Annotated in this window: 21 protein-coding genes; 4 read left to right on the forward strand and 17 right to left on the reverse strand. The window is 72.6% G+C overall.

The window, feature by feature from the left end; translation table 11 throughout:
- Window position 1: 1 nt before the first annotated feature.
- Window positions 2–433 (forward strand): VOC family protein, encoded by a 432-nt coding sequence (locus BMY61_RS40625; protein ID WP_042458990.1) that lies wholly within the window; start codon window positions 2–4, stop codon window positions 431–433.
- A gap of 115 nt (window positions 434–548) precedes the next feature.
- On the opposite strand, the gene BMY61_RS40630 is transcribed toward BMY61_RS40625, so the two are convergent.
- The 11 genes from BMY61_RS40630 to BMY61_RS40670 form a co-directional block, all read right to left on the reverse strand.
- A complete protein-coding gene (locus BMY61_RS40630; RefSeq protein ID WP_082015615.1) occupies window positions 549–3,581 on the reverse strand; it encodes a helix-turn-helix transcriptional regulator in 3,033 nt (1,010 codons plus the stop codon).
- Window positions 3,582–3,619: 38 nt separating this feature from the next.
- Window positions 3,620–3,796: a hypothetical protein gene (locus BMY61_RS46825; protein WP_161791355.1), complete on the reverse strand. Its 177-nt coding sequence runs from the start codon at window positions 3,794–3,796 to the stop codon at window positions 3,620–3,622.
- Window positions 3,797–4,003: 207 nt separating this feature from the next.
- Window positions 4,004–5,515, reverse strand: a complete 1,512-nt coding sequence (gatB, locus tag BMY61_RS40635; RefSeq protein ID WP_042458996.1) for an Asp-tRNA(Asn)/Glu-tRNA(Gln) amidotransferase subunit GatB — start codon at window positions 5,513–5,515, stop codon at window positions 4,004–4,006.
- Window positions 5,516–5,552: 37 nt separating this feature from the next.
- A complete protein-coding gene (locus BMY61_RS40640) occupies window positions 5,553–5,792 on the reverse strand; it encodes a hypothetical protein (RefSeq protein WP_042458998.1) in 240 nt (79 codons plus the stop codon).
- A complete protein-coding gene (gene gatA, locus BMY61_RS40645) occupies window positions 5,789–7,282 on the reverse strand; it encodes an Asp-tRNA(Asn)/Glu-tRNA(Gln) amidotransferase subunit GatA (protein WP_042459001.1) in 1,494 nt (497 codons plus the stop codon). The genes BMY61_RS40640 and gatA overlap by 4 nt, the downstream gene beginning before the upstream one ends.
- A gap of 5 nt (window positions 7,283–7,287) precedes the next feature.
- Window positions 7,288–7,584: an Asp-tRNA(Asn)/Glu-tRNA(Gln) amidotransferase subunit GatC gene (gene gatC / locus BMY61_RS40650; protein WP_042385005.1), complete on the reverse strand. Its 297-nt coding sequence runs from the start codon at window positions 7,582–7,584 to the stop codon at window positions 7,288–7,290.
- A gap of 217 nt (window positions 7,585–7,801) precedes the next feature.
- On the reverse strand, window positions 7,802–8,206 hold the full coding sequence (locus BMY61_RS40655; protein ID WP_174514575.1) for a lasso peptide biosynthesis B2 protein: 405 nt from the start codon (window positions 8,204–8,206) through the stop codon (window positions 7,802–7,804).
- 8 nt (window positions 8,207–8,214) lie between these two features.
- Entirely contained in the window at window positions 8,215–8,466 is a 252-nt protein-coding gene (locus BMY61_RS40660; RefSeq protein WP_042459007.1) for a lasso peptide biosynthesis PqqD family chaperone, read from the reverse strand.
- Window positions 8,467–8,478: 12 nt separating this feature from the next.
- Window positions 8,479–10,281, reverse strand: a complete 1,803-nt coding sequence (locus BMY61_RS40665; RefSeq protein WP_042459010.1) for a lasso peptide isopeptide bond-forming cyclase — start codon at window positions 10,279–10,281, stop codon at window positions 8,479–8,481.
- Between the two features lie 88 nt (window positions 10,282–10,369).
- Window positions 10,370–10,498, reverse strand: coding sequence for a lasso RiPP family leader peptide-containing protein (locus BMY61_RS45675; protein ID WP_143094772.1), 129 nt, complete (start codon window positions 10,496–10,498; stop codon window positions 10,370–10,372).
- 167 nt (window positions 10,499–10,665) lie between these two features.
- Window positions 10,666–12,168 (reverse strand): putative bifunctional diguanylate cyclase/phosphodiesterase, encoded by a 1,503-nt coding sequence (locus BMY61_RS40670; protein WP_052439461.1) that lies wholly within the window; start codon window positions 12,166–12,168, stop codon window positions 10,666–10,668.
- Window positions 12,169–12,416: 248 nt separating this feature from the next.
- On the opposite strand from BMY61_RS40670, the gene BMY61_RS48915 reads away from it, so the two are divergent.
- Window positions 12,417–13,466: a pentapeptide repeat-containing protein gene (locus tag BMY61_RS48915; RefSeq protein WP_052439462.1), complete on the forward strand. Its 1,050-nt coding sequence runs from the start codon at window positions 12,417–12,419 to the stop codon at window positions 13,464–13,466.
- A gap of 1 nt (window position 13,467) precedes the next feature.
- Here BMY61_RS48915 and ligA read toward each other — a convergent pair whose 3' ends face one another.
- From ligA to BMY61_RS40690, 3 genes are read right to left on the reverse strand one after another with little or no spacing between them, the layout of a single operon-like run.
- Window positions 13,468–15,630 carry an NAD-dependent DNA ligase LigA gene (gene ligA / locus BMY61_RS40680; RefSeq protein WP_042459013.1) on the reverse strand — a complete coding sequence of 721 codons (2,163 nt, stop codon included), beginning with the start codon at window positions 15,628–15,630 and terminating at the stop codon, window positions 13,468–13,470.
- 19 nt (window positions 15,631–15,649) lie between these two features.
- Window positions 15,650–16,663: a methionine synthase gene (locus tag BMY61_RS40685; RefSeq protein ID WP_075004256.1), complete on the reverse strand. Its 1,014-nt coding sequence runs from the start codon at window positions 16,661–16,663 to the stop codon at window positions 15,650–15,652.
- Window positions 16,660–17,349, reverse strand: coding sequence for an SDR family oxidoreductase (locus tag BMY61_RS40690; RefSeq protein WP_042459016.1), 690 nt, complete (start codon window positions 17,347–17,349; stop codon window positions 16,660–16,662). The genes BMY61_RS40685 and BMY61_RS40690 overlap by 4 nt, the downstream gene beginning before the upstream one ends.
- Before the next feature lie 87 nt (window positions 17,350–17,436).
- On the opposite strand from BMY61_RS40690, the gene BMY61_RS40695 reads away from it, so the two are divergent.
- Window positions 17,437–19,305, forward strand: coding sequence for an NAD-binding protein (locus tag BMY61_RS40695; protein WP_052439463.1), 1,869 nt, complete (start codon window positions 17,437–17,439; stop codon window positions 19,303–19,305).
- On the opposite strand, the gene BMY61_RS40700 is transcribed toward BMY61_RS40695, so the two are convergent.
- Window positions 19,260–19,814, reverse strand: a complete 555-nt coding sequence (locus BMY61_RS40700) for an LOG family protein (RefSeq protein ID WP_042459019.1) — start codon at window positions 19,812–19,814, stop codon at window positions 19,260–19,262. The genes BMY61_RS40695 and BMY61_RS40700 overlap by 46 nt on opposite strands.
- A gap of 39 nt (window positions 19,815–19,853) precedes the next feature.
- Complete coding sequence (gene mnmA / locus BMY61_RS40705; RefSeq protein WP_042459022.1) at window positions 19,854–21,014, reverse strand: tRNA 2-thiouridine(34) synthase MnmA; 1,161 nt, start codon at window positions 21,012–21,014, stop codon at window positions 19,854–19,856.
- A gap of 163 nt (window positions 21,015–21,177) precedes the next feature.
- Between mnmA and BMY61_RS40710 the strand changes: the two genes are divergently transcribed.
- Complete coding sequence (locus BMY61_RS40710) at window positions 21,178–21,936, forward strand: enhanced serine sensitivity protein SseB C-terminal domain-containing protein (protein WP_236656639.1); 759 nt, start codon at window positions 21,178–21,180, stop codon at window positions 21,934–21,936.
- Between the two features lie 88 nt (window positions 21,937–22,024).
- Here BMY61_RS40710 and BMY61_RS40715 read toward each other — a convergent pair whose 3' ends face one another.
- Window positions 22,025–23,116: an ABC transporter ATP-binding protein gene (locus BMY61_RS40715; RefSeq protein WP_042459028.1), complete on the reverse strand. Its 1,092-nt coding sequence runs from the start codon at window positions 23,114–23,116 to the stop codon at window positions 22,025–22,027.
- Between the last annotated feature and the right edge of the window lie 16 nt (window positions 23,117–23,132).

Below are 23,132 nucleotides of genomic sequence, written 5' to 3' on the forward strand. Positions count from 1 at the left end.
GATGGCTCGCACGGTCCAGATCACGTTCGACTGCGGGGATCCGGCGGCGCTGGCCGCGTTCTGGGCCGAGGCCCTCGGTTACCGCCTGCAGGACCCTCCGCCCGGCTTCTCCACATGGGACGAGGCACTGGACGCGATGGGCGTCCCGCCCGGGCGTCGGAACGACGCCTCCGCGCTGATCGACCCGGACGGTGTCGGCCCCCGAGTCTTCTTCCAGCGCGTCCCGGAGGGCAAGGCCGCGAAGAACCGCGTCCACCTGGACGTCCGGGCCGCGCCCGGGGCGGACGACCGCATGGCCGCGCTGGAGGCCGAGGCGGACCGGCTCAGCACTCTCGGCGCGAAGCGGGTGCAGCGGTTCGAACCGGCGCCACCGCTGGAGCTGGGGCACATCGTGATGACCGACCCCGAGGGCAACGAGTTCTGCCTGGATTGAGTTGCACTCACATAGGGGCGCGAGGAACTGCGCGAGAAACCACCGGCGTGCGGATGGCCCTGCTCGACGAGGACCATCCGCACACCGGTGGGTTGTCGCGCAGTTCCTCGCGCCCCTAAGAGGTCCCGGCAACCAACCGCAGTCGGTGGGCCACGGCCGCAGCCTCGCCGCGCCCCGTCACGTCCAGCTTGGCGAGGATGTTGGAGACGTGCACGCTGGCTGTCTTCGGCGAGATGAAGAGCTCCTCCGCGATCTGACGGTTCGTGCGGCCGAGCGCGAGCAGCTTCAGGACGTCCTGCTCGCGCCGGGTGAGGTGGAAGGTCTCGTCGTCCGGTGCCTGCGCCGTCGAGGACGGCGCGAGGCGGGCGCGGCCGGTGAGGGTGTCGACGGCGTCGAGCAGGAGCCGGTTGCCCTGGCGGCGGGCCAGGTCCGCCGCCGTCGACGCGGCGGCTGCCGCCGCCACGCGGTCGCCGTCCGCGGCGAGGGACTCCGCCAGGCGGTAGTGGGCCAGGGCGCGGGGGTGGGGGCATTCCAGGACAAGGAGCGCGTCCGTCGCACGCCGCCAGTGCGCGCTCGTCACCGTCCCTTCCGCGCGGGCGAGTTCCGCCTCCAGGACGGCCTGCCAGCCGGCGTACAGAGGGAGTTCCGTGGCGAGGCCGGAGGCCGTCTCCCGGATACGGGCCAGCACCTCGGCGCGGCCGGGCGCCATCGTCGGGAGGTCGCGCGCGTCCGCCTCCGCCGCCGCGCCCGCGGCCAGCAGCGCCCACCAGCTGCGGTCGATACCCTCGGGCCGCCCGCCGTCGAGGGTCTGCACCAGCTCCGTCCGGGCCTCCGCGTACCGGCCGTTGACGGTGGCGATCCGCATCGCCAACAGCGCCGTCGGGACGTACTTCTGCGGCTGCCACACCAGGCCCACCCGCCGGGCCTCCGCCAGATGCTCCGTGGCGCCGGCGACGTCGCCGCGCAGCAGCGCGATCTCGCCGCGCAGGCGGTGCATGAAGTCGCGGTGCGCGCGCTGCCCGGCCCAGTCCGGCTCCTCGGCGAGCAGTTGCTCGGCCTCGTCGAGCTCACCGAGGGAGATCAGCGGCTCGGCCAGGTTGCCGAGCAGGATCGTGCCGTTGTAGCCGGTCATGCCGTTGGCACGGATCATCGCCAGGCCGGTGCGGGCGATCTCCGCCGCCTCGCGGGAGCGGCCCTGCAGCTCGTGGTGGCTGGAGAGGTTGGTGTAGACGCGGCCGAGCAGGTCCACGTCCCCGTTGGCCTCGGCCCGCTCGCGGATCCGCGCGAGCAGCACCGCGCCCTCGTCCAGCTCGCCGAAGGCACAGTGGAGCATGCCCAGCGTCAGCTGGGCGTGCAGTTGCAGGGAGGTGGCACCGACCTGGTCGGCGATCTCGACGGCACGGCGGGCGCTGTCGAGGTGCTCGCGCCGCGGGACGCCCAGCAGCCCGTCGCAGGCCTGCCGGTGCAGCAGCTCGGACAGGACGGCGGACGGCTTGCGGCCCTCCAGCAGCCGCAGCGCGTGGTCCATCTCCTGCTCGGGCCGGGCGCCGACGTCGTAACGCAGCGCGCGGGCCCGGGCCAGGATGAACCAGGCGGCCCGCTCGGGGGTCTTCGTCTCGTCGATGAGCCGCAGCGCGCGCTTGGTGTAGCGCAGGCCGCGGTCGGTCTCGCCGCTCAGGCGGGCGGCGACGGTGGCCTCGGCGAACAGGTCGACCAGCTGGATCGCGCCGCAGTCCCCCTCGCAGCCGCAGCCGCCCTCGCAGGAGCAGGACGGGTAGCTCTCGTCGGCGTGGTCGTAGTCGCGCAGGCCGGCGCGGACCTCCGGCGGGACGTCCTCCCACAGCTCCAGCGCGCGGTCGAGCATGCGCAGCTGCTCGGCGAAGGCGTTGCGGCGGCGGGCCTCGCGCCCCGCGTTCAACACCGCCGGCATGGCGCGGGCGGCATCGTTGGCGCAGTACCAGTAGCCGGCCAGGCGGGCGGAGCGCTGGTCCTTGGCGACCAGCGACGGCTCGGCCTCCAGGGCCAGCGCGTAGCGGCGGTTGGCGCGGGTGACCTCACCGGGCATCAGGTCGTCGAAGACGGCCTCGCGCACCAGCGCGTGGCGGAAGCGGTAGCCGTCGCCGTCGGAGGTCTGCTGGATGATGTTGGCACCCACGGCGGTGCGCAGCGCGTCGATCAGCTCGTCCTCGTCGAGCGTGCCGGTCGCCTCGACGACGGCGGCGAGCAGGCCGTGCTCGACCCGGGAGCCGCCCTGGGCGAGCAGGCGCAGCATCGTCTGGGTGGCCTCCGGCAGCGCCTCGATGCGGACCAGCAGCAGGTCGCGCAGGGTCTCGGTGAGGCCGGTGCGGCAGCCCTGCTGGAAGGAGACCGCCAACTCCTCGACGAAGAACGGGTTGCCCTCGGAGCGCTTGAAGATCTGGCCGACCAGCTCGGCGGTGGGTCGGGCCGGGCTGAGGATGCCGGTCAGCTGGCGGGCCACCTCGCGACGGCCCAGCCGCGGCAGCTCCAGTCGCTGGACGGTGCGCTGCCGCTCCAGCTCGGCGAGGTAGGGCCGGACGGGGTGACGACGGTGCAGGTCGTCACTGCGGTAGGTGGCGAGCAGCACCAGGCGGGCACTGTGCAGGGTGCGGGTGAGGTAGGCGAACAGCTCCCGGGTGGAACGGTCGGACCAGTGCAGGTCCTCGACGGCCAGCACCAGCGTCCGATCCGTCGTCAGCTGCTCGAAGAGCTGCGCGGTGTGCTCGAAGAGCCGGGCCCGCGCGTACTCGTCGTGCGCCTCCGGCGGCGCCTCGCCCATGTCCGGCAGGAGCCGGGCGAGGCTGCTCTCGCGGCCGACGGCGGCCGCCTCCAGCTCGGCCCCGAGGGCCCGGTGCAGCCGCCGCAGGATCATGGCGAAGGGCGCGTAGGGAAGACCCTCCGCGCCCACCTCCAAGCAGTTCCCGACCACCGCCGTGGACCCCCGTACCACGGCCGCGGCCTGGAACTCCTCCAGCAACCTGGACTTACCGACCCCCGCCTCGCCCCCGATGAGCAGGACCTGCGGTTGCCCCCCGTCGGCGCGCTCCAGCGCGTCGGTGAGGGCGGCCATCTGCGACCCGCGTCCGATGAACACCGGACTGACTGATATCCGCTCCACGTCCGGCAGCATCGCACACAATCCCGCTGGTCAGCACGGATTACCGCGCGTCAGCGGGCGGAGGAGCGCAGACCGCGGCGGCCTACCGGGCGGCTTTGTACCCCGCCGCGCCGTTCACCGTCCCTCCGGGCCTTGTTCGCGCGCTTGACATCGCGGACGAGGCGGTCGTGCTCGGCCTCGGCCATGAGGTCGTTGGTGCGGCCGAGGATCATCTGGTACTCGAACATCTTGTTCTCCCCTGTGAGTGGGTCGTCTCTCCGACAACCTCTAATTTCCTCTCCCAGGGGGGTGCCCGGCATCGGGCGCATGCCTGATCTTGACGGGCCGGAGGGCCTTAGACGCGCAGGACCGCCGCCCAGAGCACACCTAAGTACTCTTCAGCGGCGGTCCGTTCGGGCTAAGACCCCTCAGGGGACTTACTCAGTCCGTCTTTCCTATTCAGGCTGTACGCCGAGCTTCTCGAAGATCAGCTCCTTGACGCGGGCGGCGTCGGCCTGGCCGCGCGTCGCCTTCATGACCGCGCCCACGAGCGCGCCCGCCGCGGCGAACTTGCCCGAGCGGATCTTGTCGGCCACGTCCGGCTGGGCCGCCAGCGCCGCGTCGATCGCGTCGCCGAGCGCGGAATCGTCGGAGACGACGGCCAGGCCGCGCTTCGCGACGACCTCGTCCGGCTCGCCCTCGCCGGCCAGCACGCCCTCGATGACCTGACGGGCCAGCTTGTCGTTCAGCTTGCCCTCGGCCACCAGCGCCGAGACCTTGGCCACCTGGGCCGGGGTGATCGGCAGCGAGGCCAGCTCGACGCCGTCCTCGTTGGAACGGCGGGCCAGCTCGCCGAGCCACCACTTGCGGGCCTGGTCGGCCGGGGCACCGGCGTCGATGGTGGCCAGGATCAGGTCGATCGCACCGGCGTTGAGCGCCGACTGCATCTCGGTGGCCGAGATGCCCCACTCGCTCTGCAGGCGCTGACGGCGCACCCGCGGCAGCTCCGGCAGCTCGCCGCGGAGCTGCTCGACCCACTCGCGCGAGGGCGCGACCGGGACCAGGTCGGGCTCGGGGAAGTAGCGGTAGTCCTCCGCCTCCTCCTTGATGCGGCCCGAGGTCGTGCTGCCGTTGTCCTCGTGGAAGTGGCGCGTCTCCTGGACGATCGTGCCGCCCTCGTTGAGCACCGCGGCGTGCCGCTGGATCTCGAAGCGGGCGGCGCGCTCGACGCTGCGCAGCGAGTTGACGTTCTTCGTCTCACTGCGGGTGCCGAACTTCTCGGCGCCCTTCGGCATCAGCGACAGGTTGACGTCGCAGCGCATCTGGCCCATCTCCATGCGGGCCTCGGACACGCCGAGGGCACGGATGAGCTCGCGCAGCTCCGCCACGTAGGCGCGGGCGACCTCGGGCGCGCGGTCGCCGGCGCCCACGATCGGCTTGGTGACGATCTCGATCAGCGGGATGCCGGCCCGGTTGTAGTCCAGCAGCGAGTACTCCGCGCCGTGGATGCGGCCGGTGGCACCGCCGACGTGGGTGGACTTGCCGGTGTCCTCCTCCATGTGGGCGCGCTCGATCTCCACGCGGAAGACCTCGCCGTCCTCCAGCTCGACGTCCAGGTAGCCGTTGAAGGCGATCGGCTCGTCGTACTGCGAGGTCTGGAAGTTCTTCGGCATGTCCGGATAGAAGTAGTTCTTCCGGGCGAAGCGGCACCACTCGGCGATCTCGCAGTTGAGCGCGAGGCCGATGCGGATCGCGGACTCCACACCGGTCGCGTTGACGACCGGCAGCGAGCCCGGCAGACCCAGGCAGGTCGGGCAGACCTGGGTGTTCGGCTCCGCGCCCAGCGCGGTCGAACAACCACAGAACATCTTGGTCTTGGTACCCAGCTCGACGTGGACCTCAAGGCCCATCACCGGGTCGTACGAGGCGAGTGCCTCCTCGTACGGGACCAGGTCAATGACGCTCACTAAGGCGTCCTTTCGGGGTAAGGCTTGCGGTCTGAGGTCAGTCGGCGAGGACGTCGTCCTGGCTCAGCCGGCGCAGCTCGCGAACGAGCAGCAGCGTGCTGGTGACCAGGGCGAGGGCACCCACGGCGGCATTGATGAGCTTGAGCGTGTCCGCCTCGGTACGGGCCCGCCGGATGTCCTTGACGATCCCGAAGGCACCGAAGGCGCTGCCACCGATGCCCAGCATCAGGCCCGGCTTGGAGTGCTTGAAGCCCTTCGCGCTTTCCAGCTTGCTCATAGTGCCGGTGCCTCCTCCAGCAGGGGGTGTCCCCACTTGTCGTTGAGAGCCGCCTCGACCGCCGCACCCACGCGGTACAGCCGGTCGTCGGCCAGCGCGGGCGCGATGATCTGCAGGCCGACCGGGAGATTGTCCTCCGGGGCGAGGCCGCAGGGCACCGACATGGCCGCGTTGCCGGCCAGGTTCGACGGAATGGTGCACAGGTCCGCCAGGTACATCGCCATCGGGTCGTCGGCGCGCTCGCCGATCGGGAAGGCGGTGGTCGGGGTGGTCGGCGAGATCAGCACGTCGACGTCGCCGAAGGCGCGGTCGAAGTCGCGGGAGATCAGCGTCCGGACCTTCTGCGCCGAGCCGTAGTAGGCGTCGTAGTAGCCCGAGCTCAGCGCGTAGGTGCCGAGCATGATGCGGCGCTTGACCTCGGGACCGAAGCCGGCCTCGCGGGTCAGCGCGGTGACCTCCTCGGCCGAGCGCTCGCCGTTGTCGCCGACGCGAAGGCCGTAGCGCATGGCGTCGAAGCGGGCCAGGTTGGAGGAGCACTCGGACGGCGCGATCAGGTAGTACGCCGGAAGCGCGTAGGTGAAGGAGGGGCAGGAGATCTCGACGATCTCGGCGCCGAGCGAGCGAAGCAGCTCCACGGACTCGTTGAAGCGCTGCATGACGCCGGCCTGGTAGCCCTCGCCGCCGAACTCCTTGACGACGCCGACGCGCATGCCCTTGACGTCCGCGTGCCGCGCAGCGGCCACGACCGCCGGGACGGGGGCGTTGATGGACGTCGAGTCCATCGGGTCCCAGCCGGCGATGGCCTCGTGCAGCAGCGCGGTGTCGAGCACCGTGCGCGCGCAGGGGCCGCCCTGGTCCAGGGAGGAGGAGAAGGCGATCAGGCCGTAGCGGGAGACGCTGCCGTAGGTCGGCTTCACACCCACGGTGCCGGTGACGGCGCCCGGCTGACGGATCGAACCACCGGTGTCGGTGCCGATCGCCAGCGGCGCCTCGAACGCGGCGAGCGCGGCGGCGGAGCCACCGCCGGAGCCGCCCGGGATCCGGGAGAGGTCCCACGGGTTGCCGGTCGGGCCGTAGGCGGAGTTCTCGGTGGAGGACCCCATGGCGAACTCGTCCATGTTGGTCTTGCCGAGGATCACCACGCCCGCCTCCTTGAGGCGGCGGGTCACCGTGGCGTCGTACGGCGGACGCCAGCCCTCCAGCATCTTGGAGCCGGCGGTGGTGGGGATGCCCTTGGTGGTGAAGACGTCCTTCAGCGCGAGCGGGACACCCGCGAGGGGGCCGAGCTCCTCGCCTGCGGCGCGCTTGGCGTCAACGGCGCGGGCGGCCTCGAGCGCGCCGTCGGTGTCGACGTGGAGGAAGGCGTGCACCTTCTCGTCCACGGCGTTGATGCGGTCCAGGTGCGCCTGCGCGACCTCGACGGCGGAGACCTCGCCGGTGGCGATGGCGCTCGCGGTCTCGGCGGCGGTGTAACGGGTCAGGTCAGCCACGTTTCTCAGTCCTCCCCGAGGATCTGGGGGACACGGAACCGCTGCTCTTCCGCGGCGGGCGCGGCGGCCAGCACCTCGTCCGGACGGAGCGAGGGACGGACCTCGTCGGCACGCATGACGTTGGTCAGCGGCAGCGGGTGCGAGGTCGGCGGAACGTCTTCGGCGGCGATCTCGCTGACGCGGGCGACCGCGTCCACGATGTCGTTCAGCTGCTCGGCGAAGTGGTCAAGCTCTTCGCTCTTGAGCTCCAGCCGCGACAGCCGGGCGAGGTGGGCGACCTCCTCGCGCGTAATGCCAGGCATGCAGCGATCCTCTGGTGGGTGAAGGAAACGGACCTCGCCGAGTCTATTGACACGGAGGTGTCCCCATCCTACGGAGGTGGGCGCTGCGCTGCTTGCACTATCTGCGGCTGCGCCATCGAGGGCGCGAGGAACTGCGCGAGCAGCCACCGCGTGCGGGTGGCCCTCAGCGCGCAGGGCCATCCGCACGGGGTGGTTACTCGCGCCCCTGGAGGTGCACCTACCTGCCGGGTGCCACGGCGAGCAGCGGCTGGAAGAAGCCCGCCGGGTGGGGTTCGCCGACGGGCTCGCCGTCGACCTGGATCCAGGCGTGGGCGGCGAAGGGGTGCGTGCGCACGCCCGTGCACCAGGTCGGCCAGGTGCCGCGGAGGCGGCACAGCAGTGCGGCGGCGACGGAGCGCTGGAGGCAGTTGTTGCCCGCGCAGCGCAGGCTCACCGCGACGATCTGCTCACGTGCCGCCGCAGCCTGCTCGACCGTGGCCGGTCGGGCACCGCGCCGGGCGAACTCCAGGATCCTGCGGAGCCTCGCGGGCTTCACCCGGGCCAGGACGCGGGCGGCCCCGACGGCGAGGAGCGGCAGGGGGCGGCGGCGGAGGGCCAGCGTGGCCCGGGCGTCGAGGGACATCTGCACGCTCACGGCTGCACCAGCTCCGCCGAGGCCAGCTGGGCCAGGACCGCCTTGACGTCGTCCTTCGCGCGCTGGGCGTCGATTCCGTGCGTCACGACCAGGCCGTTGGCGATCCCGGCCGGTGACTCGCCGGCCAGCAGCTGCCGCAGCACGGCGCGGCCGGTCAGGTTCAGCTGGAAGTAGCGGCCGGTGCGGCCGTGGAGGAGGACGGTGCCGTCGTCGGTGTCGGTCATCGAGACGTCGGGGTGGAGCCGCATGACGTTGAGTCCTTAGGAACGATGAACGGGCAAGGAGCGGAGCCAGGTCTCGCAGCCGACGAGGTTCTCCAGCGCCTGCACGGCGCTGTTGTCGGCCTGGGGACCGGTCATGCGGGCCCGGAGGGCCTGCGGGTCGATCAGGCCGCGCGCGGCCAGGCGGGAGTCGGGGCCGAGCAGGTCCAGCAGGGCGGGCAGATGGGCGCGCAGGCCGCGCCGGACGTCCTCGCCGAACTCGCCCTTGGTGCTGCGGGCACGCAGCCGCTCGGGGACCAGGCCGCGCATCGCCTCGGCGAGCAGCGGTTTGAAGTGCCACGGGCCGGCGTGCTCCTCCGGGCGGACCCGCAGGACCGCGTCGATGACGCGGTCGTCGAGGTAGGGGGCGTCCAGGACGATGCCGCGCGCCGCGTACAGGTCGCCGAGCAGGCGGTAGGTCAGGGTGTTGGAGCGGATCACCAGCAGGGTCTGGTGCGTGCCGAGGTCGCGGGCGAGCGGGGTCGCGTCGCGGGCGGCGTGGCGGAGCCCGGCACGGGCGGCCTCGGCGGCGTCGGGGGTGACCCAGCCGGGCGCGCGGATCGGGCCGAGGCCCCAGCCGAGGGCCGCGCGGCGCTGCGGCGGACGGGGCTCGGTCAGCGCGTCGGCCTCGCTGTCCCACCACCGGGTGAAGGAGGTCGGGCGGAGCAGCTCGGCGAGGGTGGCGCGGGCCGGCCACCGGCGCAGAGCGACGTGGGCCCGCAGGTGTCGCAGCGCGGTGACGGGACGGCGGCGCAGCAGGGGGTGCAGGTAGCCGGGCAACGGCGAGAAGAGCTCGTCGCCGCCGTGGCCGGAAAGGTGCCGGACGGAGCCGTGTTCGGACAGCAGCAGGGCGCTGTGACGGATGCGCGCGGTGGCCCGGGTGAGCGGGCTCGGCATTTCCCCGCCGACCGGTGTCGCCGCGTCGGCGAACATCTCGGGGAGTTCGGACTGCGGCACGACGAGGTGGTCGGCACGGTCGAGTTCTTTCATCGCCAATTCCGCGAAAACGGTGTCGTCGTTTCCCGCCTCGGCCTCGCCCCAACGGAACGCGAGGAGTTCCGGGTCCTGCCGGGCGGCGAGAAAGCAGATCGACCCGGAATCGAGCCCGCCGGAGAGGTCCGCGCTGATCCGGCCGCTTTCCGGGCGTTTTCCCCGGGTGGCCTCCAGCAGTGCCGTGCGCACGACGTCGGCGCCGGCCCGGAGGGACAGTTCCGGCTCGGGCGGCTCCCACCAACGGATCTCGGCGGCGGTGTCCGCGTCCCATTCCAGCGCGTGGTCGGGGGCGAGGGCGGTGACGCCGGACCAGGGACTGCGGGCGTTGGCGGGGTAGGGCAGTTGCAGCCCGCAGGCGACGCGCAGCGCCAGCGCCTCCTCGTCGAGGTCGGCGTCGGTGAGGGCGGCCAGCAGGTCGGCGCGGTCGGCCGCGACGGTGACGCCGCCGACCCGGGTGCGGAAGAGCCGTCGCAGCCCGGACGAGCTGCCACGGAACCGTGACCAGTCGGGCAGCGAGACGCCCAGGTGGCAGCTCCCGCGCAGGGCCTGGAGGACTCGCGCGGCGTCGGCGGGGCCGTTGATCCGGGCGGCCAGCTCGCTCAGCCGGACCCGACCGACGGGCGCGGGGCCGACGGCGACGAGCCGCACGGGGCCGGCCTCGGCGACGGCGACCTCACCGGCGGGCCAACGGCCGACCAGCCAGGGACGCCCGGAGGCGTGCCGGATGACGCGCCTGTCGGGCTGGGCCGGACGCGTGGAGAGGGGTTCGGCCGACGGCCGGTCCGGAAGGACGAGGAATCCGGAGCTCATGTGTTGCGACCACCGTTTCCGGATCGGCAGCGGACCGGACCCGAAAGGGCCCGGCCCGCGGTGCGGTTCGCCTCGACGAAGGGGCGAATTACCAGTTCATGTTGAAGAACCAGTCGGGAACCGTGCCCCAGCCACCGAGGGTGTCCTCGTTGAACTCACCGACCTCGACGAGGGCCGGTGCCATGTACTCGTTCGACTGCTCGGTGGTCTCCGTCATGGGAACCTCCTGGATTCGAATCAGACAATTGCATTGCCAGGGAATTCCCAGGCGGGCCCGAATCTAGCATGTACACGGTCAAGCGTTAAGTGATCCACGTCACGCGATTTTCAGCCACGAAATCAGGTCATGTTCCGGCCGAAATGTTTGAGAGGAGAAAGGCCGGATCAGCGCTGGTGCGGGGCGGTGACGCGGCCTCGGAGCCACGCCGTGGCCTGCTCGGCGGGCATCGCCTTGGAGACCAGCCAGCCCTGGACCGCGTCGCAGCCCATGCCCTGCAGTCGCTTCCAGGTCTCGTCGTCCTCGACGCCCTCGGCCACGACGGTCAGCCCGAGCGAGTGCGCCAACTGCACACTGCAGCGCACCACGGCCGCGTCGTGGTCGTCGGCGACCATGCGGCTGACGAAGGAACGGTCGATCTTCAGCTCGCCCACCGGCAGGCGACGCAGCCGGACCAGCGAGGAGTAGCCGGTACCGAAGTCGTCCAGGGACATGCCGACCCCGTGGCCGCGCAGCTCCTCCAGCGTCTCGGCGGCCCGCTGTCCGTCCTCCAGCAGCAGACGCTCGGTGATCTCCAGCTGCAGCGCGCCGGCCGGGACGCCGTGTCGCTCCAGGCGGTCGGCCACCCCGGAGGCGAAGCCGGACCGCAGCACGTCACGCGGGGAGATGTTGACCGCGACCGGCACCTCGATCCCGTCCGCGCGCCAACGGGCCAGCTGGGAGACGGCGGCCTCCAGCACGTAGTCCGTCAGCTGCGGCATCAGACCGCTGGACTCGGCGAGGCCGACGAACTCCTCCGGGCTGACCGGCCCGCGTCCGGCGCGGGTCCAGCGCACCAGCGCCTCCAGGCCCACGACACTGCCGTCGAAGGCGACCTTGGGTTGGTAGTGGACCTGCACCTCGCCCAGGTCCAGCGCGCGGCGCAGCTCGCCGAGCAGGCCGAGCCGCAGCGGCGTGTCCTCCTCCTGACCCGGCTGGTAGAGCGTCACGCCGGAGCGGCTGCGCTGCGCGTGGACCATCGCGATGTCGGCCCGCCGCAGCAGCGACTCGGCATCCGGGGCGTGGTCGGGCAGGACCGCCACCCCCGTACTGGAGTCCAGGATCAGCTGCAGGCCGCCGAACTGGATGGGCGCGGCCACCTCGGCGGCGAAACCGCGGGCGAGCCGCAGCAGGGCGGCCGACTCCTCGGGCGGCTCGGGCACCAGCACCGCGAACTCGTCCCCGCCCAGCCGCGCCACCAGCGCGCCGGTCTCCGCGGCCAGGGCCTGCAGCCGCTGCGCGACCTGGACCAGCAGCCGGTCCCCGGCGAGGTGGCCGAGGGTGTCGTTGAGGGAGCGGAACCGGTCCAGGTCGATCAGGACCAGCGCGTGGCGGGCACGGGCGGTGGCCGCCTGCACGGTGGCCAGGTGCAGTGCGGCACGGTTCGGCAGCCCGGTCAGCCCGTCGGTCACGCCCTCGCGCAGCCGCTGCCGCCCGAACCACCAGGCGGCGAAGAGCACGGCGATCGGCACACCGAAGAGCGGCAGCAGCACCGGGGCGTGACGCGCGACCACATCGGCCAGCGGCACCAGCGGCGCCGCTCCGGCGAAACCCACGCCGAGGAAGACCGCCGCCCGCACGGCGAACCCGGCACGGTCCGAACCCAGCGCTGACCGGGACGTGCGCTCCATCGGTGTTCCTCTTGCTTCCCCGCTCGCCCGGATGAACCGCACGGGACGTACGGACCGACAGGATCGGGCTGAGTCCAGCCTAGGACGACTGCCCCTCGCGGGAGTGGCAATCCGTGAGGCCGTGACCGACTGGTGTCCTCAACGGCTGAACATACGTGGTGATTGTCCGGTTTTGACCGTGACACCACGTCACCTGACGCAACGCCACCCCATCCTGACCGCGTGGGCCGCGCTGGTAGCGTGCGCGGGTGTCGGAACTCCACGGGGTCTTCGCCCCCTGCGCCTCAGCCGAGCAACTGCGGGAACGCTGGCTGGACCCGACGGCCCGGGATCGGCTGGCAGCCACCCTGCGCGCGGCCCGGCGGGGCGGACGGTGGCAGGACGAACTGTCCGGGCTGCCCCATCTCGACGAGGTCTTCCACGAGGACGACGCCCTGTCCGGCCGGGACCTGCGCGGCGCCCCGCTGGACGGCGCGCCGCTGGCGGGCGCGGATCTGCGCGGCGCCGACTTCTTCCACGCCTCCCTGCACGCGGCGGACCTGTCCGGCGCGGACCTGCGGACCGCCCAGCTCGAAGGCGCCGACCTCCGTGACGCGGACCTCTCCGGCGCGGACCTGAGCGAGGCCAATCTCCTCGCGGCAGACCTCGACGGGGCGAACCTGACCGGCGCCGTGCTCGACGGCGCCCTCCGCTCCACCCGACCGGGCACCGCGGACCACGCGGCCGTGGCCCGTCACGGCTTCGACTTCCCACCGGCGGCCCGCGAGGCATTGCGCGCCCGCTGGCTGACCACCGACGGCCGCCGCACACTCGACGCCGCGCTCGACGCCGCCCGCACCGGAGGGGACGTGGCCGAGGAGCTGGCCGGTCTCGACCTGCTCGCCCCGGACGGCGACGGCCCCGACCTGCGCGGCGCTCCCCTGGACGGCCGCGACCTCGCCGGGGCCCGGCTGCGCGGCGTGCTGCTGGACGGCGCCTCCGCCGTGGGCGCGGTGCTCACCGAAGCGGACCTGACCGGAGCGCACGTCCTGGACGCGGACTTCAGCCGCGCCGATCTGCGGGGAGCGGACCTGTCACGCAGTTGGGGCCGCGCGTCCTTTGCGCAGGCCCGACTGGAGGGCACCCGGCTGTGTGCGGCGCAGCTCCAGGGCTGCGACTTCCGCGGCGTGGCCATGGCAGGCGCGGATCTGCGCGCCGCCACGCTGCTCTACTGCGTCCTGCCGGACGAGCAGCTGGCGGTGGCCGACACCGAGGGGGCCTTCATCAGCCCCCACGGCATGCAGCCACCGCCGCCTTGACCTACTCCTCGACCGGCAGCGCGACGGCCCGCGCCGCCTCCGGGCCCTCGGCAAGGAGCACCGCGAAGCCGGCGTCGTCCAGGATGGCGAGCTTGAGCTGGACCGCCTTGTCGTACTTGCCGCCGGGGCTGTCGCCGACGACGACGAAGTCGGTCTTCTTCGACACCGACCCGGTCACCTTCGCACCGCGCGACTGCAGTGCGTCCTTGGCGGCGTCCCGGCCGTAGTTCGCAAGAGTGCCCGTGACCACGACCGTCAGCCCCTCCAGGGGACGCGGCCCGGCGTCCTCCTCGGCCGCCTCGTCGACGAAGCGGACGCCCGCGGCGCGCCACTTCTCGATGATCTCCCGGTGCCAGTCCTCGGCGAACCAGTCGACGACGGCCTTGGCGATGCCGGGGCCGACGCCCTCGACCACGGCGAGCTCCTCCTCCGTGGCGCCCGCGATCCGGTCGAGGTCACGGAACTCCCGGGCGAGGGCCTGCGCCGCGACCGGGCCGACCCGACGGATCGACAGGCTGTTCAGCACCCGCCAGAGCGGCTGCTGCTTGGCCGCCTCCAGGTTCTCCAGCAGTTGGGTCGTGGTCTTCTTCGGCTCGCCCTTGAGATTGGCGAAGAAGGAGACGACCTTCTGCTCACCGGTCTCGTCGTCCAGCTTCGGCATGCCCGTCTTGGCGTCGCGGACCAGCGCCTTGATCGGCAGCAGGTCCTCGACCGTCAGGTTGAACAGGTCGCCCTCGTTCACCATCGGCGGGGTGGCCGGTTCCAGCGGCTGGGTCAGGGCCACCGCGGCGACATAGCCGAGGTGCTCGACGTCGAGCCCGCTGCGGCCGCCGAGGAAGGCGACGCGCTCACGCAACTGGGCCGGGCAGTGGCGGGCGTTCGGGCAGCGCAGGTCCTTGTCGCCCTCCGTCATCGGGCGCAGCTCGGTGCCGCACTCGTGGCAGTGGGTCGGCATGACGAAGGGACGCTCGGAGCCGTCCCGCAGGGCGACGACCGGGCCGAGGATCTCGGGGATGACGTCGCCCGCCTTGCGGATGACGATCGTGTCGCCCAGCAGCACGCCCTTGGCCTTGACCACGTCCTGGTTGTGGAGAGTGGCGTACTGGACCATCGAGCCGGCCACCTTGACCGGCTTCTCCAGGACCGCGTACGGGGTGGCCCGGCCGGTGCGGCCGATCCCGACCAGGATCCGGTCCAGCTTGCCGTTGACCTCCTCGGGCGGGTACTTCCAGGCGATGGCCCAGCGCGGCGCACGGGAGGTCGAGCCCAGACGGCCCTGGAGCGCGATCTCGTCCACCTTGATCACGACGCCGTCGATCTCGTGCTCGACGCTGTGGCGCTGCTCGCCGAAGCGCTTGATGAACTCCTTGACCTCGGCGAGCGTGCTCACCACGGCGTTGTGCCGCGCGGTGGGCAGCCCCCAGGCGCGGAGCAGCTCGTAGGCGTGCGACTGGCAGTCGATGTCGAAGCCCCGACGGGCGCCGATGCCGTGCACGATCATGTGCAGCGGCCGCTGGGCGGTGATCGACGGGTCCTTCTGGCGCAGCGAACCGGAGGCGGAGTTGCGCGGGTTGGCGTACGGGTCCTCCCCCGCGGCGACCCGGGCGATGTTGAGCGCCTCGAAGTCCTCGATCGGGAAGTAGACCTCGCCGCGGATCTCCACCAGCTCCGGCGGGTTCTCCCCCGCCAGACGGTGCGGGATCTCCTTGATCGTCCGGACGTTGGGCGTGATGTCGTCCCCGACCAGACCCGTGCCGCGCGTCGCGGCGCGGATCAGCACGCCGTTCTCGTAGGTCAGGTTGACCGCGAGACCGTCGATCTTCAGCTCGCACAGGTAGTGGAACGCCTGGCCGGCCAGCTCCCGTTCGACGCGCTCGGCCCAGGCGTCCAGCTCCTCGTCGTTGAAGGCGTTGTCCAGGCTGCGCATCGGCTCTTCGTGCTCGACCTTGGCGAAGTCGGCCGTGACGTCCCCGCCGACCATCTGCGTCGGCGAATCCGCGGTGCGCAGCTCCGGGTGCCGCTCCTCGATCGCCTCCAGCTCGCGCATGAGCTGGTCGAACTCGGCGTCGCTGACGGTCGGCGCATCCTGGTTGTAATACCGGTAGCGGTGTTCCTCGATCTCCTGCGCGAGCTGCGCGTGCCGGACGCGGTCGTCCAACGCCACTGCAACTACCCCCTTTTGACTACTCCGGGTTGTCGGCCAGGCTCTGCGCCGCGATGACGCTGTGTGACAACGCCGCGCGGGCGTAGGCCGGGGAGGCCCCCGCCAAGCCGCAGGTGGGGGTGACCACGACGGAACGCGGCAGCAGCGCGGGGGCCAGGCCCAGGCGACGCCACAACGTCCTCACACCGCTGACACTACCGGCCGGGTCTGACAATTTCCGATCCGTGGAGGGCACGACACCGAGCAGGAGAACGGTGCCCGACTCGACCCCCTCGCCGATCGCCTCGTCGTCACGCTCCGTCAGCAGGGATGCGTCCAGCGAGACGGCCGCCGCGCCCGCCCGGCGTAGCAGACCGATGGGGACGGACGGCGCACAGCAGTGGACGGCGACCGGCGCGTCCAGCGCGCCGACGACGCCGCGCAGGACCTCCTCGCCCACGCCACGGTCGACCGCGCGCAGCCGCTGCCAGCCGCTGGCCGTCCTCACCTGGCCGGCCAGGACCGCCGGGAGGGACGGCTCGTCGAGCTGGAGCAGCACCTGGGCGCCGGGGATGCGCCGGCGGACCTCGGCCAGGTGCAGCCGCAGGCCCTCCGTCAGCGAGGCGGCGATGTCGCGCACCGCCCCGGGGTCGGCCAGGGCCTTCTCCCCGCGCTGGAGTTCCACCGAGGCGGCCAGCGTCCACGGGCCGACGGCCTGGATCTTCAGCGGGCCGTTCCAGTCCTGGGTGAACTCCTCCAGGGCGTCCAGGTCCTCGCCCAGCCAGGAGTGGGCGCGCCGGGTGTCGCGGCCGGGGTGGTCGCCGAGGCGCCAACCGGACGGCTCGACGCGCGCGTAGAGCTCGACCAGCAGGCCGAGGCTGCGGCCGATCATGTCGGCGCCGGGGCCGCGCGCGGGCAGCTCCGGCAGGTGGGGCAGCGCCTCCAGCGAGCCGGTGACGGTCTTGGCCGCCTCGCGCGCGTCCGTGCCGGGCATGGACCCGACACCGGTGGCGCCGGGCGCGGAGAGCGCGGGGAACGAAGGGACGGTGCTCACTTGCCCGGCCGCACCGTCACGTCGGTGATCTCCGCGTCGCGCGGCAGGTCGATCGCGGTGAGCACGGCCTTGGCCACCGACTCCGGCGCGATCCACGCCTCCTCGTCGTAGGCGCGGCCCTCCTGCGCGTGCACCTTGGCCTGCATCGGCGTGGCGGTGCGGCCCGGGTAGACGGTGGTGACCCGGACGCCGTGGCCGTGCTCCTCCTCGCGCAGCGAGTCGGCGAGCGCCCGCAGGCCGAACTTGGACGCCGCGTAGACGCCCCACTCGGCGCTCGCGCGCAGGCCCGCACCGGAGTTGACGAAGACGACGTGGCCCTGGGAGACCCGCAGCGTCGGCAGCAGCAGCCGGGTCAGCTCGGCGGGGGCGAGCAAGTTGACGGCCAGCGTCTCCTGCCAGACCTTCGGCGTCATGTCGCCGACGGCGCCCAGCTCGACGACCCCGGCGACGTGCAGCAGCGAGTCGATCCGGTCGGGCTGCGGCTGGTGGCTGAACGCCCAGCTGAGCCGGTCCGGCTGGGCCAGGTCGCCGACCAGCGTGCGGGCGCCGGGGAACCGCTCGCGCAGCTCCGCCGCGCGGCGCGCGTCCCGGGCCAGCAGCCACAGCTCCTCGCCGCGCTCGTCGAGCTTCGCGGCGACGGCCGCGCCGATGCCGGAGCCTGCTCCGGTGATCACATGCGTTCCCATGGGTTCATCAGTACCACGCCCGGGACCGCGTTCCGTGCGCCACCATGGTGATCATCAGGCAGCATCCGGGCGAGAGGGCGGGTAACGGTGCCGGACGAGGAGCTCCGCGGCCACATGGTCGTGGTCGGCAACGACGCGCTGACCCAGCGCCTCGCCGGGGACCTGGCCAAGCTCTACCAGGAGCGGGTCGTCGTGGTGGTCCCCGAGCCGCAGCAGGAGCACGGTCCGCAACTGGTGGCCCTGCACCGGGACACGGGCCCGATCACCGTCATCGCCGGGCGCCGCCCGGACGAGCCGACGCTGCGTCAGGCGGGCGTCGCCGACGCGGACGCGCTCGCCATCGTCCTCGACGACGACCAGGCCGTCACCGCCGCCGCGCTGACCGCCCGCGGCATCAACCCCCACGTGCGGCTGGCGCTGCGGGTGCACAGCACCCCGCTCGGCAAGCGACTGCGCCGACTGCTGGACCGGCCGGACGCGCCGACGACCGTGGCCTCGGCCTCGCAGACGGCCGCCCCGGCGCTGGTCTCCTCGGCGCTGCCCGACCAGGACCAGGTCATCGCGGTCCACAACGGCACCTGCACGGTGGTCTCCACCGTGCTTCCCGCCGGATCACGGAAGCCGGAGCCCGGCCCGGGTGTCCCTGGTGCGGAGATCGCCGTCGCGGTCCTGGCCGAGGACGGCGATCTGCTGCTGCCCGACACGGAACAGTGGGAGCCCCCGGAGGACCAGCAGGTCACCCTCGTCACCCTGCGGCACCACCAGGAGGCGCCGACGCCGGAGGCCACCCGCGCGTGGAGTCGCATGGGCACGGTGCTGCGGTCGTTCTTCTCCCGCAAGCTCCAGGTGGCCGCCGCCGGGCTGGCCACGGTGGTGGCCCTGCTGACCGTGCTGACCTGGCAGTTGACCGGCACCAACCTGGGCCTGTCGCTCTACCTGGTGCTGCTGGACCTCTCCTCGGCGGGCAACCCGGCCTTCGGCCAGCCGGTGGCGCGGCAGGTGCTGCAGATCGTCACCATGTTCACCGGGATGCTGATCCTGGGCCTGGTCGCGGCGATCGTGCTCGACAGCGTCGGGGCCGTGCGGCCCGGCGACAGGCCGCGCCGGGTGCGGCGGACCATGAACAACCACGTCGTGCTGATCGGCATCGGCAGCGCCGGCACGGCGGTGGTCTCGCGGTTGGTGGACATGCGGCGTCCGGTGGTCGTGGTCGAGCGCAACCCCGAGGCGCGCAATCTGGCGGCGGTGCGGGCGCGCGGCGTCCCGGTGGTGCTCGGCGAGTTCACCCGCGACGAGGTCTGGCGCGCGGCCCGGGGCGACCGGGCCTCCGCGGTGATGGCGCTCACCAACAACGACAGCGCCAACCTGCAGGCCGTCCTCTTCGCCCGGGAGCGCCGCCCGGACGTGCCGGTCGTCCTGCGGCTGTTCGACGAGGGCTTCGCCCGGACCGTCTTCAAGGCGCTGCGGGAGGCGCACCCCAACTCGCGCACCCGCAGCCGCAGCGTGTCCTACCTGGCCGCGCCCGCCTTCGCGGCGGCGATGGTGGGCCGCCGGGTGCTGGCGGCGATCCCGGCCCGCCGGGAGATCCTGCTCCTGGCGGAGGTGACCGTCACCGCGGGCGACGCGCTCGCCGGACAGACCGTCAAGGGCGCGTTCCGACCCGGCGACTGGCGGGTCGTGGCCGTGCGGCAGCGGGGACAGAACGCCGACTGGAACCCCGATCAGGCCCGGCACCTGCAGGCCGACGACCGGGTGGTCGTGGTGGCGACCCGGGCCGGTCTCGGTCGGCTGCTGCGACGCACGGACGCGCCGCAGCAGGCGGCTGAGCGGATTCCGGGTCAGCCGACCGGACCTGACCGGACGACTGCGGCAGATCAGGCGGCTGCGACAGATCAGGCGGCTGCGGCTGATCAGGCAGACGCGGAGACCTCCCCGTCGAGCGCCTCCTCGGCGTAGCGCAGCGCGGTGGCGCCGTCGGGCGCGAACCGCACCAGCTCGTCCAGCGGGCGGGGCAGGAAGCCCTCCTGCTCCATCCGCCGCAGCTGGGTGCGCAGGCCGTCGTAGAAGCCGTCGGTGTCGAGCAGCACGACGGGCTTGTCGTGCAGCCCGTGCTTCTTCAGCTCCAGCACCTCGGTCACCTCGTCCAGCGTGCCGACGCCGCCGACCAGCACCACGAGCGCGTCGGCGCGGGCCAGCAGCTGCGCCTTGCGCTCGGCGAGGTCGGCGGTGCTGACCAACTCGTCCGCGCCCTGGTAGGCCTTGTGGGCCAGCAGCTCGACCATGATGCCGACGAGCTTCGCGCCCGCCGCCTTCGCCTCGTCCGCGACGACTCCCATCAGCCCGGCGTCGGAGCCGCCCCAGACCAGCGTGTGCCCGCGCTCACCGAGCGTGCGGGCGAACTCCCGCGCGGGGACGGTGTAGCGCTCGTCGAGGTCGTTGGCGGAGCAGAAGACGGTGATGTTCACGTGGGTCCCCCAGGATGCAGGAAGGGTGATGCGGAAGGATCAGAGCTGCGCGGCGGCCGGAGCGCGCTCGGTCTGCGCGATCGTCGCGGAGCCGACGACGCGGGTGCCGTCGTACAGCACCACCGCCTGCCCCGGTGCGATGCCGCGCAGCGGCTCGTCCAGGACGACGCGCAGGCCGCCGTCCTCGGCCACCTCGGCGGTGACGGGCACCTGCTCGCCGTGGGCGCGGATCTGGGCGAGGTAGCGGCCCGTGCCGACCGGGGCCGCCTCACCGCACCAGCGCGGCCGCACACCCGTCAGCGCGATCACGTCCAGCGCCTCGACCGGGCCGACGGTGACGCGGTTGTCGACCGGCGAGATGTCCAGCACGTAGCGCGGCTTGCCGTCGGCGGCGGGGCGGCCGATCCGCAGGCCCTTGCGCTGGCCGATGGTGAAGCCGTAGGCGCCGGTGTGCTCGCCCAGGACGGTGCCGTCGGCGTCCACGATCTCGCCGGGCGCGGTGCCGAGGCGCTGGGCGAGGAAGCCCTGCGTGTCGCCGTCAGCGATGAAGCAGATGTCGTGGCTGTCCGGCTTCTTGGCGACGGCGAGGCCGCGGCGCTCGGCCTCGACGCGGACCTGGTCCTTGGTGGTGTCCCCGAGCGGGAACATGGCGTGCGCGAGCTGGTCCGCGTCCAGGACGCCGAGCACGTAGGACTGGTCCTTGGCCGGGTCGACGGCGGTGTGCAGCTCCCGGCCGCGGGTGGGGTGGTCGACGATCTGCGCGTAGTGACCGGTGCAGACGGCGTCGAAGCCGAGGGCGACCGCCTTGTCGAGCAGCGCGGCGAACTTGATCTTCTCGTTGCAGCGCAGGCACGGGTTGGGCGTGCGGCCCGCCGCGTACTCGGCGACGAAGTCGTCGATCACGTCCTCGCGGAAGCGCTCGGCGAGGTCCCACACGTAGAAGGGGATCCCCAGCACGTCCGCTGCGCGGCGCGCGTCGCGGGAGTCCTCCAGCGTGCAGCAGCCGCGGGCGCCGGTGCGGAAGCTCTGCGGGTTGCTCGCCAGCGCGAGGTGCACTCCGGTGACCTCGTGCCCCTGTTCCACGGCCCGCGCCGCGGCGACGGCGGAGTCCACGCCGCCGGACATCGCGGCGAGCACGCGCAGCCGGCCGCCGGGGAGGGCGGAGGAATCGGGGTCTGGGGCACCGGGGAAGTCAGACATAGTGCTTACCAGAATACGGGCCGGGCCGATCAGAGTCGTTCCGCTCAGTTCCCGCCCCGATCCCGTGAGTAACTCAGCCGATAGTGCGGGTGCGAGGATCTCACTAGGCTCACCGGTGGCCAGTGGTGGACGGCCGGTGTGGACGAGGAGGACGGACGCGGTGATCGAAGCGGCGCTGAGGGAGATCACTCCCGGCCGGTACGACCGGTACGAGGAGTTGCTGCGCGCCCTCGCCCACGGCCGGCTCTGGATGCTGCTCTGGCACGGCATGCCCGGGGACCCGGACGCGCAGTACGGCAACCTGGAGGTCGGCGGGTACGGCTACGCGCCGTGCGTGACCTCCGAGGAGCAGCTCGTCGCGAGCGGCTGGGCCCGACAGCACCAGGTGATCTCCGGCGCGGAGGCCGCCGCGGCGCTCTACCGCGAGCACTGGGGCCTGTGGCTGAACCCGCACCAGCCGGGCGGCGGCGTCGGCATCCCCTGGGCCGATCTGCGCCGCGTCGCGGGCGGCCTGGACCGCCTGCCGGCGGGTCCGCTCGGTCTCACCCCGGTCGACCAGCCGCCCGCCTCGGTCCCCGCGTCCGTCGGCGGCACGGCGGCGGCTGCGGCGTTCTTCCAGGCCCTGGTCCTGGCGGCCCGGCAGAACCCGGCCGTCCGCTCGCTGCGGCGCGCCTGGGTGGAGCCGGCGTACGGCGAGCCGAGCCTCACCATAGGCCTCGACCTGGACGACACCTCGGACGCGGCGGTGGCCGCGACGCAGCAGATGATGCTCCAGGCCGTGGCCTCCGCGCCGGACGGCCTGGCGGTCTCCAGCGTCACCATGGCGGACCCGTACGACCCCGTCGCCGCGTGGCTGTGGTCGCGCGTCCCGGCCTTCTACAGCCGTCCCTCCCACTGGGAGCAGGCAGCCCAGCCGGCCTGATCCGGCGCCAGGAGACGGCAAAGGCTGAAGGGCCCTCCCACGGCACGGTGGGAGGGCCCTTCAGCCTTCTGCGGTGGCTACGGCCGGGTCACTCGGCCGAAGCCGGCGCGGGCGGAGTGACCTCCGCCGCGACGACCTGCTTGACCTCCGGGAAGTGGCAAGCGGCCTGGTGGCCGTCGGCGGAACCGATCAGCTGGACCAGCGGCGGCTCCTGGGAGGCGCAGATGTCCTGGGCCTTCCAGCAGCGCGTACGGAAGCGGCAGCCGGAGGGCGGGTTGATCGGGCTCGGGACGTCGCCGGTGAGGCGGATCCGCTCGCGGTTGGAGGCGCCGTCCGGGTCGACCTCGGGCACGGCCGAGAGCAGCGCGTGGGTGTACGGGTGCTGCGGACGGCTGTACAGGGTCTCCCGGTCGGCGATCTCGACGATCTTGCCGAGGTACATGACCGCGACACGCTCGGAGAAGTGCCGCACGACGGCCAGGTCGTGGGCGATGAAGAGGAACGCCAGACCGAACTCACGCTGCAGGTCCTGGAGCAGGTTGACGACCTGCGCCTGGATCGACACGTCGAGGGCCGAGACGGGCTCGTCGGCGACGATCAGCTTCGGCTTGAGGGCGAGGGCGCGCGCGATGCCGATGCGCTGACGCTGACCACCGGAGAACTCGTTCGGGTACCGGTTGTAGTGCTCCGGGTTGAGCCCGACGATCTCCAGCAGCTCCTGGGCGCGCCGCTTGTGGCCGCCCTCCGGGTTGATCCCGTTGAGCTTCATCGGCGTCTCGATGATCGTGCCGACCGTGTGCCTCGGGTTCAGCGAGGAGTACGGGTCCTGGAAGATCATCTGCAGGTTCTGCCGGGCCGTCCTCATCGAGGCGACCTTCTTGTGCGTGATGTCCTCGCCGTCGAAGCGGACGGTGCCGCCCGTCGGCTCCAGCAGGCGGGTGACCGCCCGGCCGGTGGTGGACTTGCCGCAGCCCGACTCGCCGACCAGGCCGAGGGACTCGCCCGGCTTCACGCCGAAGCTGATGCCGTCAACGGCACGCACCGCGCCGACCTGACGCTGGAACACGATGCCCTGGCGGATCGGGAAGTGGACTTCGAGGTTCTCGACCTCGAGCAGGTTCTGCGAGGAGACGGACGACTCCCCGGCCTTCTGCGCGGGGATGTTCTTGGTGGTGCTCATGCCCTTCTCCTGTCCG

Source organism: Streptacidiphilus jiangxiensis (genome assembly GCF_900109465.1).
Taxonomy (GTDB): Bacteria; Actinomycetota; Actinomycetes; order Streptomycetales; family Streptomycetaceae; genus Streptacidiphilus; species Streptacidiphilus jiangxiensis.

Excerpts from the sequence above, each read along its gene's own strand:
- BMY61_RS40690 (WP_042459016.1), bottom strand. The coding sequence starts at position 17,349 with ATGGGAACGCATGTGATCACCGGAGCAGGCTCCGGCATCGGCGCGGCC.
- BMY61_RS40660 (WP_042459007.1), bottom strand. The coding sequence starts at position 8,466 with ATGCGGCTCCACCCCGACGTCTCGATGACCGACACCGACGACGGCACC.
- BMY61_RS40670 (WP_052439461.1), bottom strand. The coding sequence starts at position 12,168 with ATGGAGCGCACGTCCCGGTCAGCGCTGGGTTCGGACCGTGCCGGGTTC.
- BMY61_RS40715 (WP_042459028.1), bottom strand. The coding sequence starts at position 23,116 with ATGAGCACCACCAAGAACATCCCCGCGCAGAAGGCCGGGGAGTCGTCC.
- BMY61_RS46825 (WP_161791355.1), bottom strand. The coding sequence starts at position 3,796 with ATGTTCGAGTACCAGATGATCCTCGGCCGCACCAACGACCTCATGGCC.
- BMY61_RS40655 (WP_174514575.1), bottom strand. The coding sequence starts at position 8,206 with ATGTCCCTCGACGCCCGGGCCACGCTGGCCCTCCGCCGCCGCCCCCTG.
- BMY61_RS40665 (WP_042459010.1), bottom strand. The coding sequence starts at position 10,281 with ATGAGCTCCGGATTCCTCGTCCTTCCGGACCGGCCGTCGGCCGAACCC.
- BMY61_RS40640 (WP_042458998.1), bottom strand. The coding sequence starts at position 5,792 with ATGAGCAAGCTGGAAAGCGCGAAGGGCTTCAAGCACTCCAAGCCGGGC.
- mnmA (WP_042459022.1), bottom strand. The coding sequence starts at position 21,014 with ATGTCTGACTTCCCCGGTGCCCCAGACCCCGATTCCTCCGCCCTCCCC.
- BMY61_RS40630 (WP_082015615.1), bottom strand. The coding sequence starts at position 3,581 with ATGCTGCCGGACGTGGAGCGGATATCAGTCAGTCCGGTGTTCATCGGA.
- BMY61_RS40625 (WP_042458990.1), top strand. The coding sequence starts at position 2 with ATGGCTCGCACGGTCCAGATCACGTTCGACTGCGGGGATCCGGCGGCG.
- gatC (WP_042385005.1), bottom strand. The coding sequence starts at position 7,584 with ATGCCTGGCATTACGCGCGAGGAGGTCGCCCACCTCGCCCGGCTGTCG.
- BMY61_RS45675 (WP_143094772.1), bottom strand. The coding sequence starts at position 10,498 with ATGACGGAGACCACCGAGCAGTCGAACGAGTACATGGCACCGGCCCTC.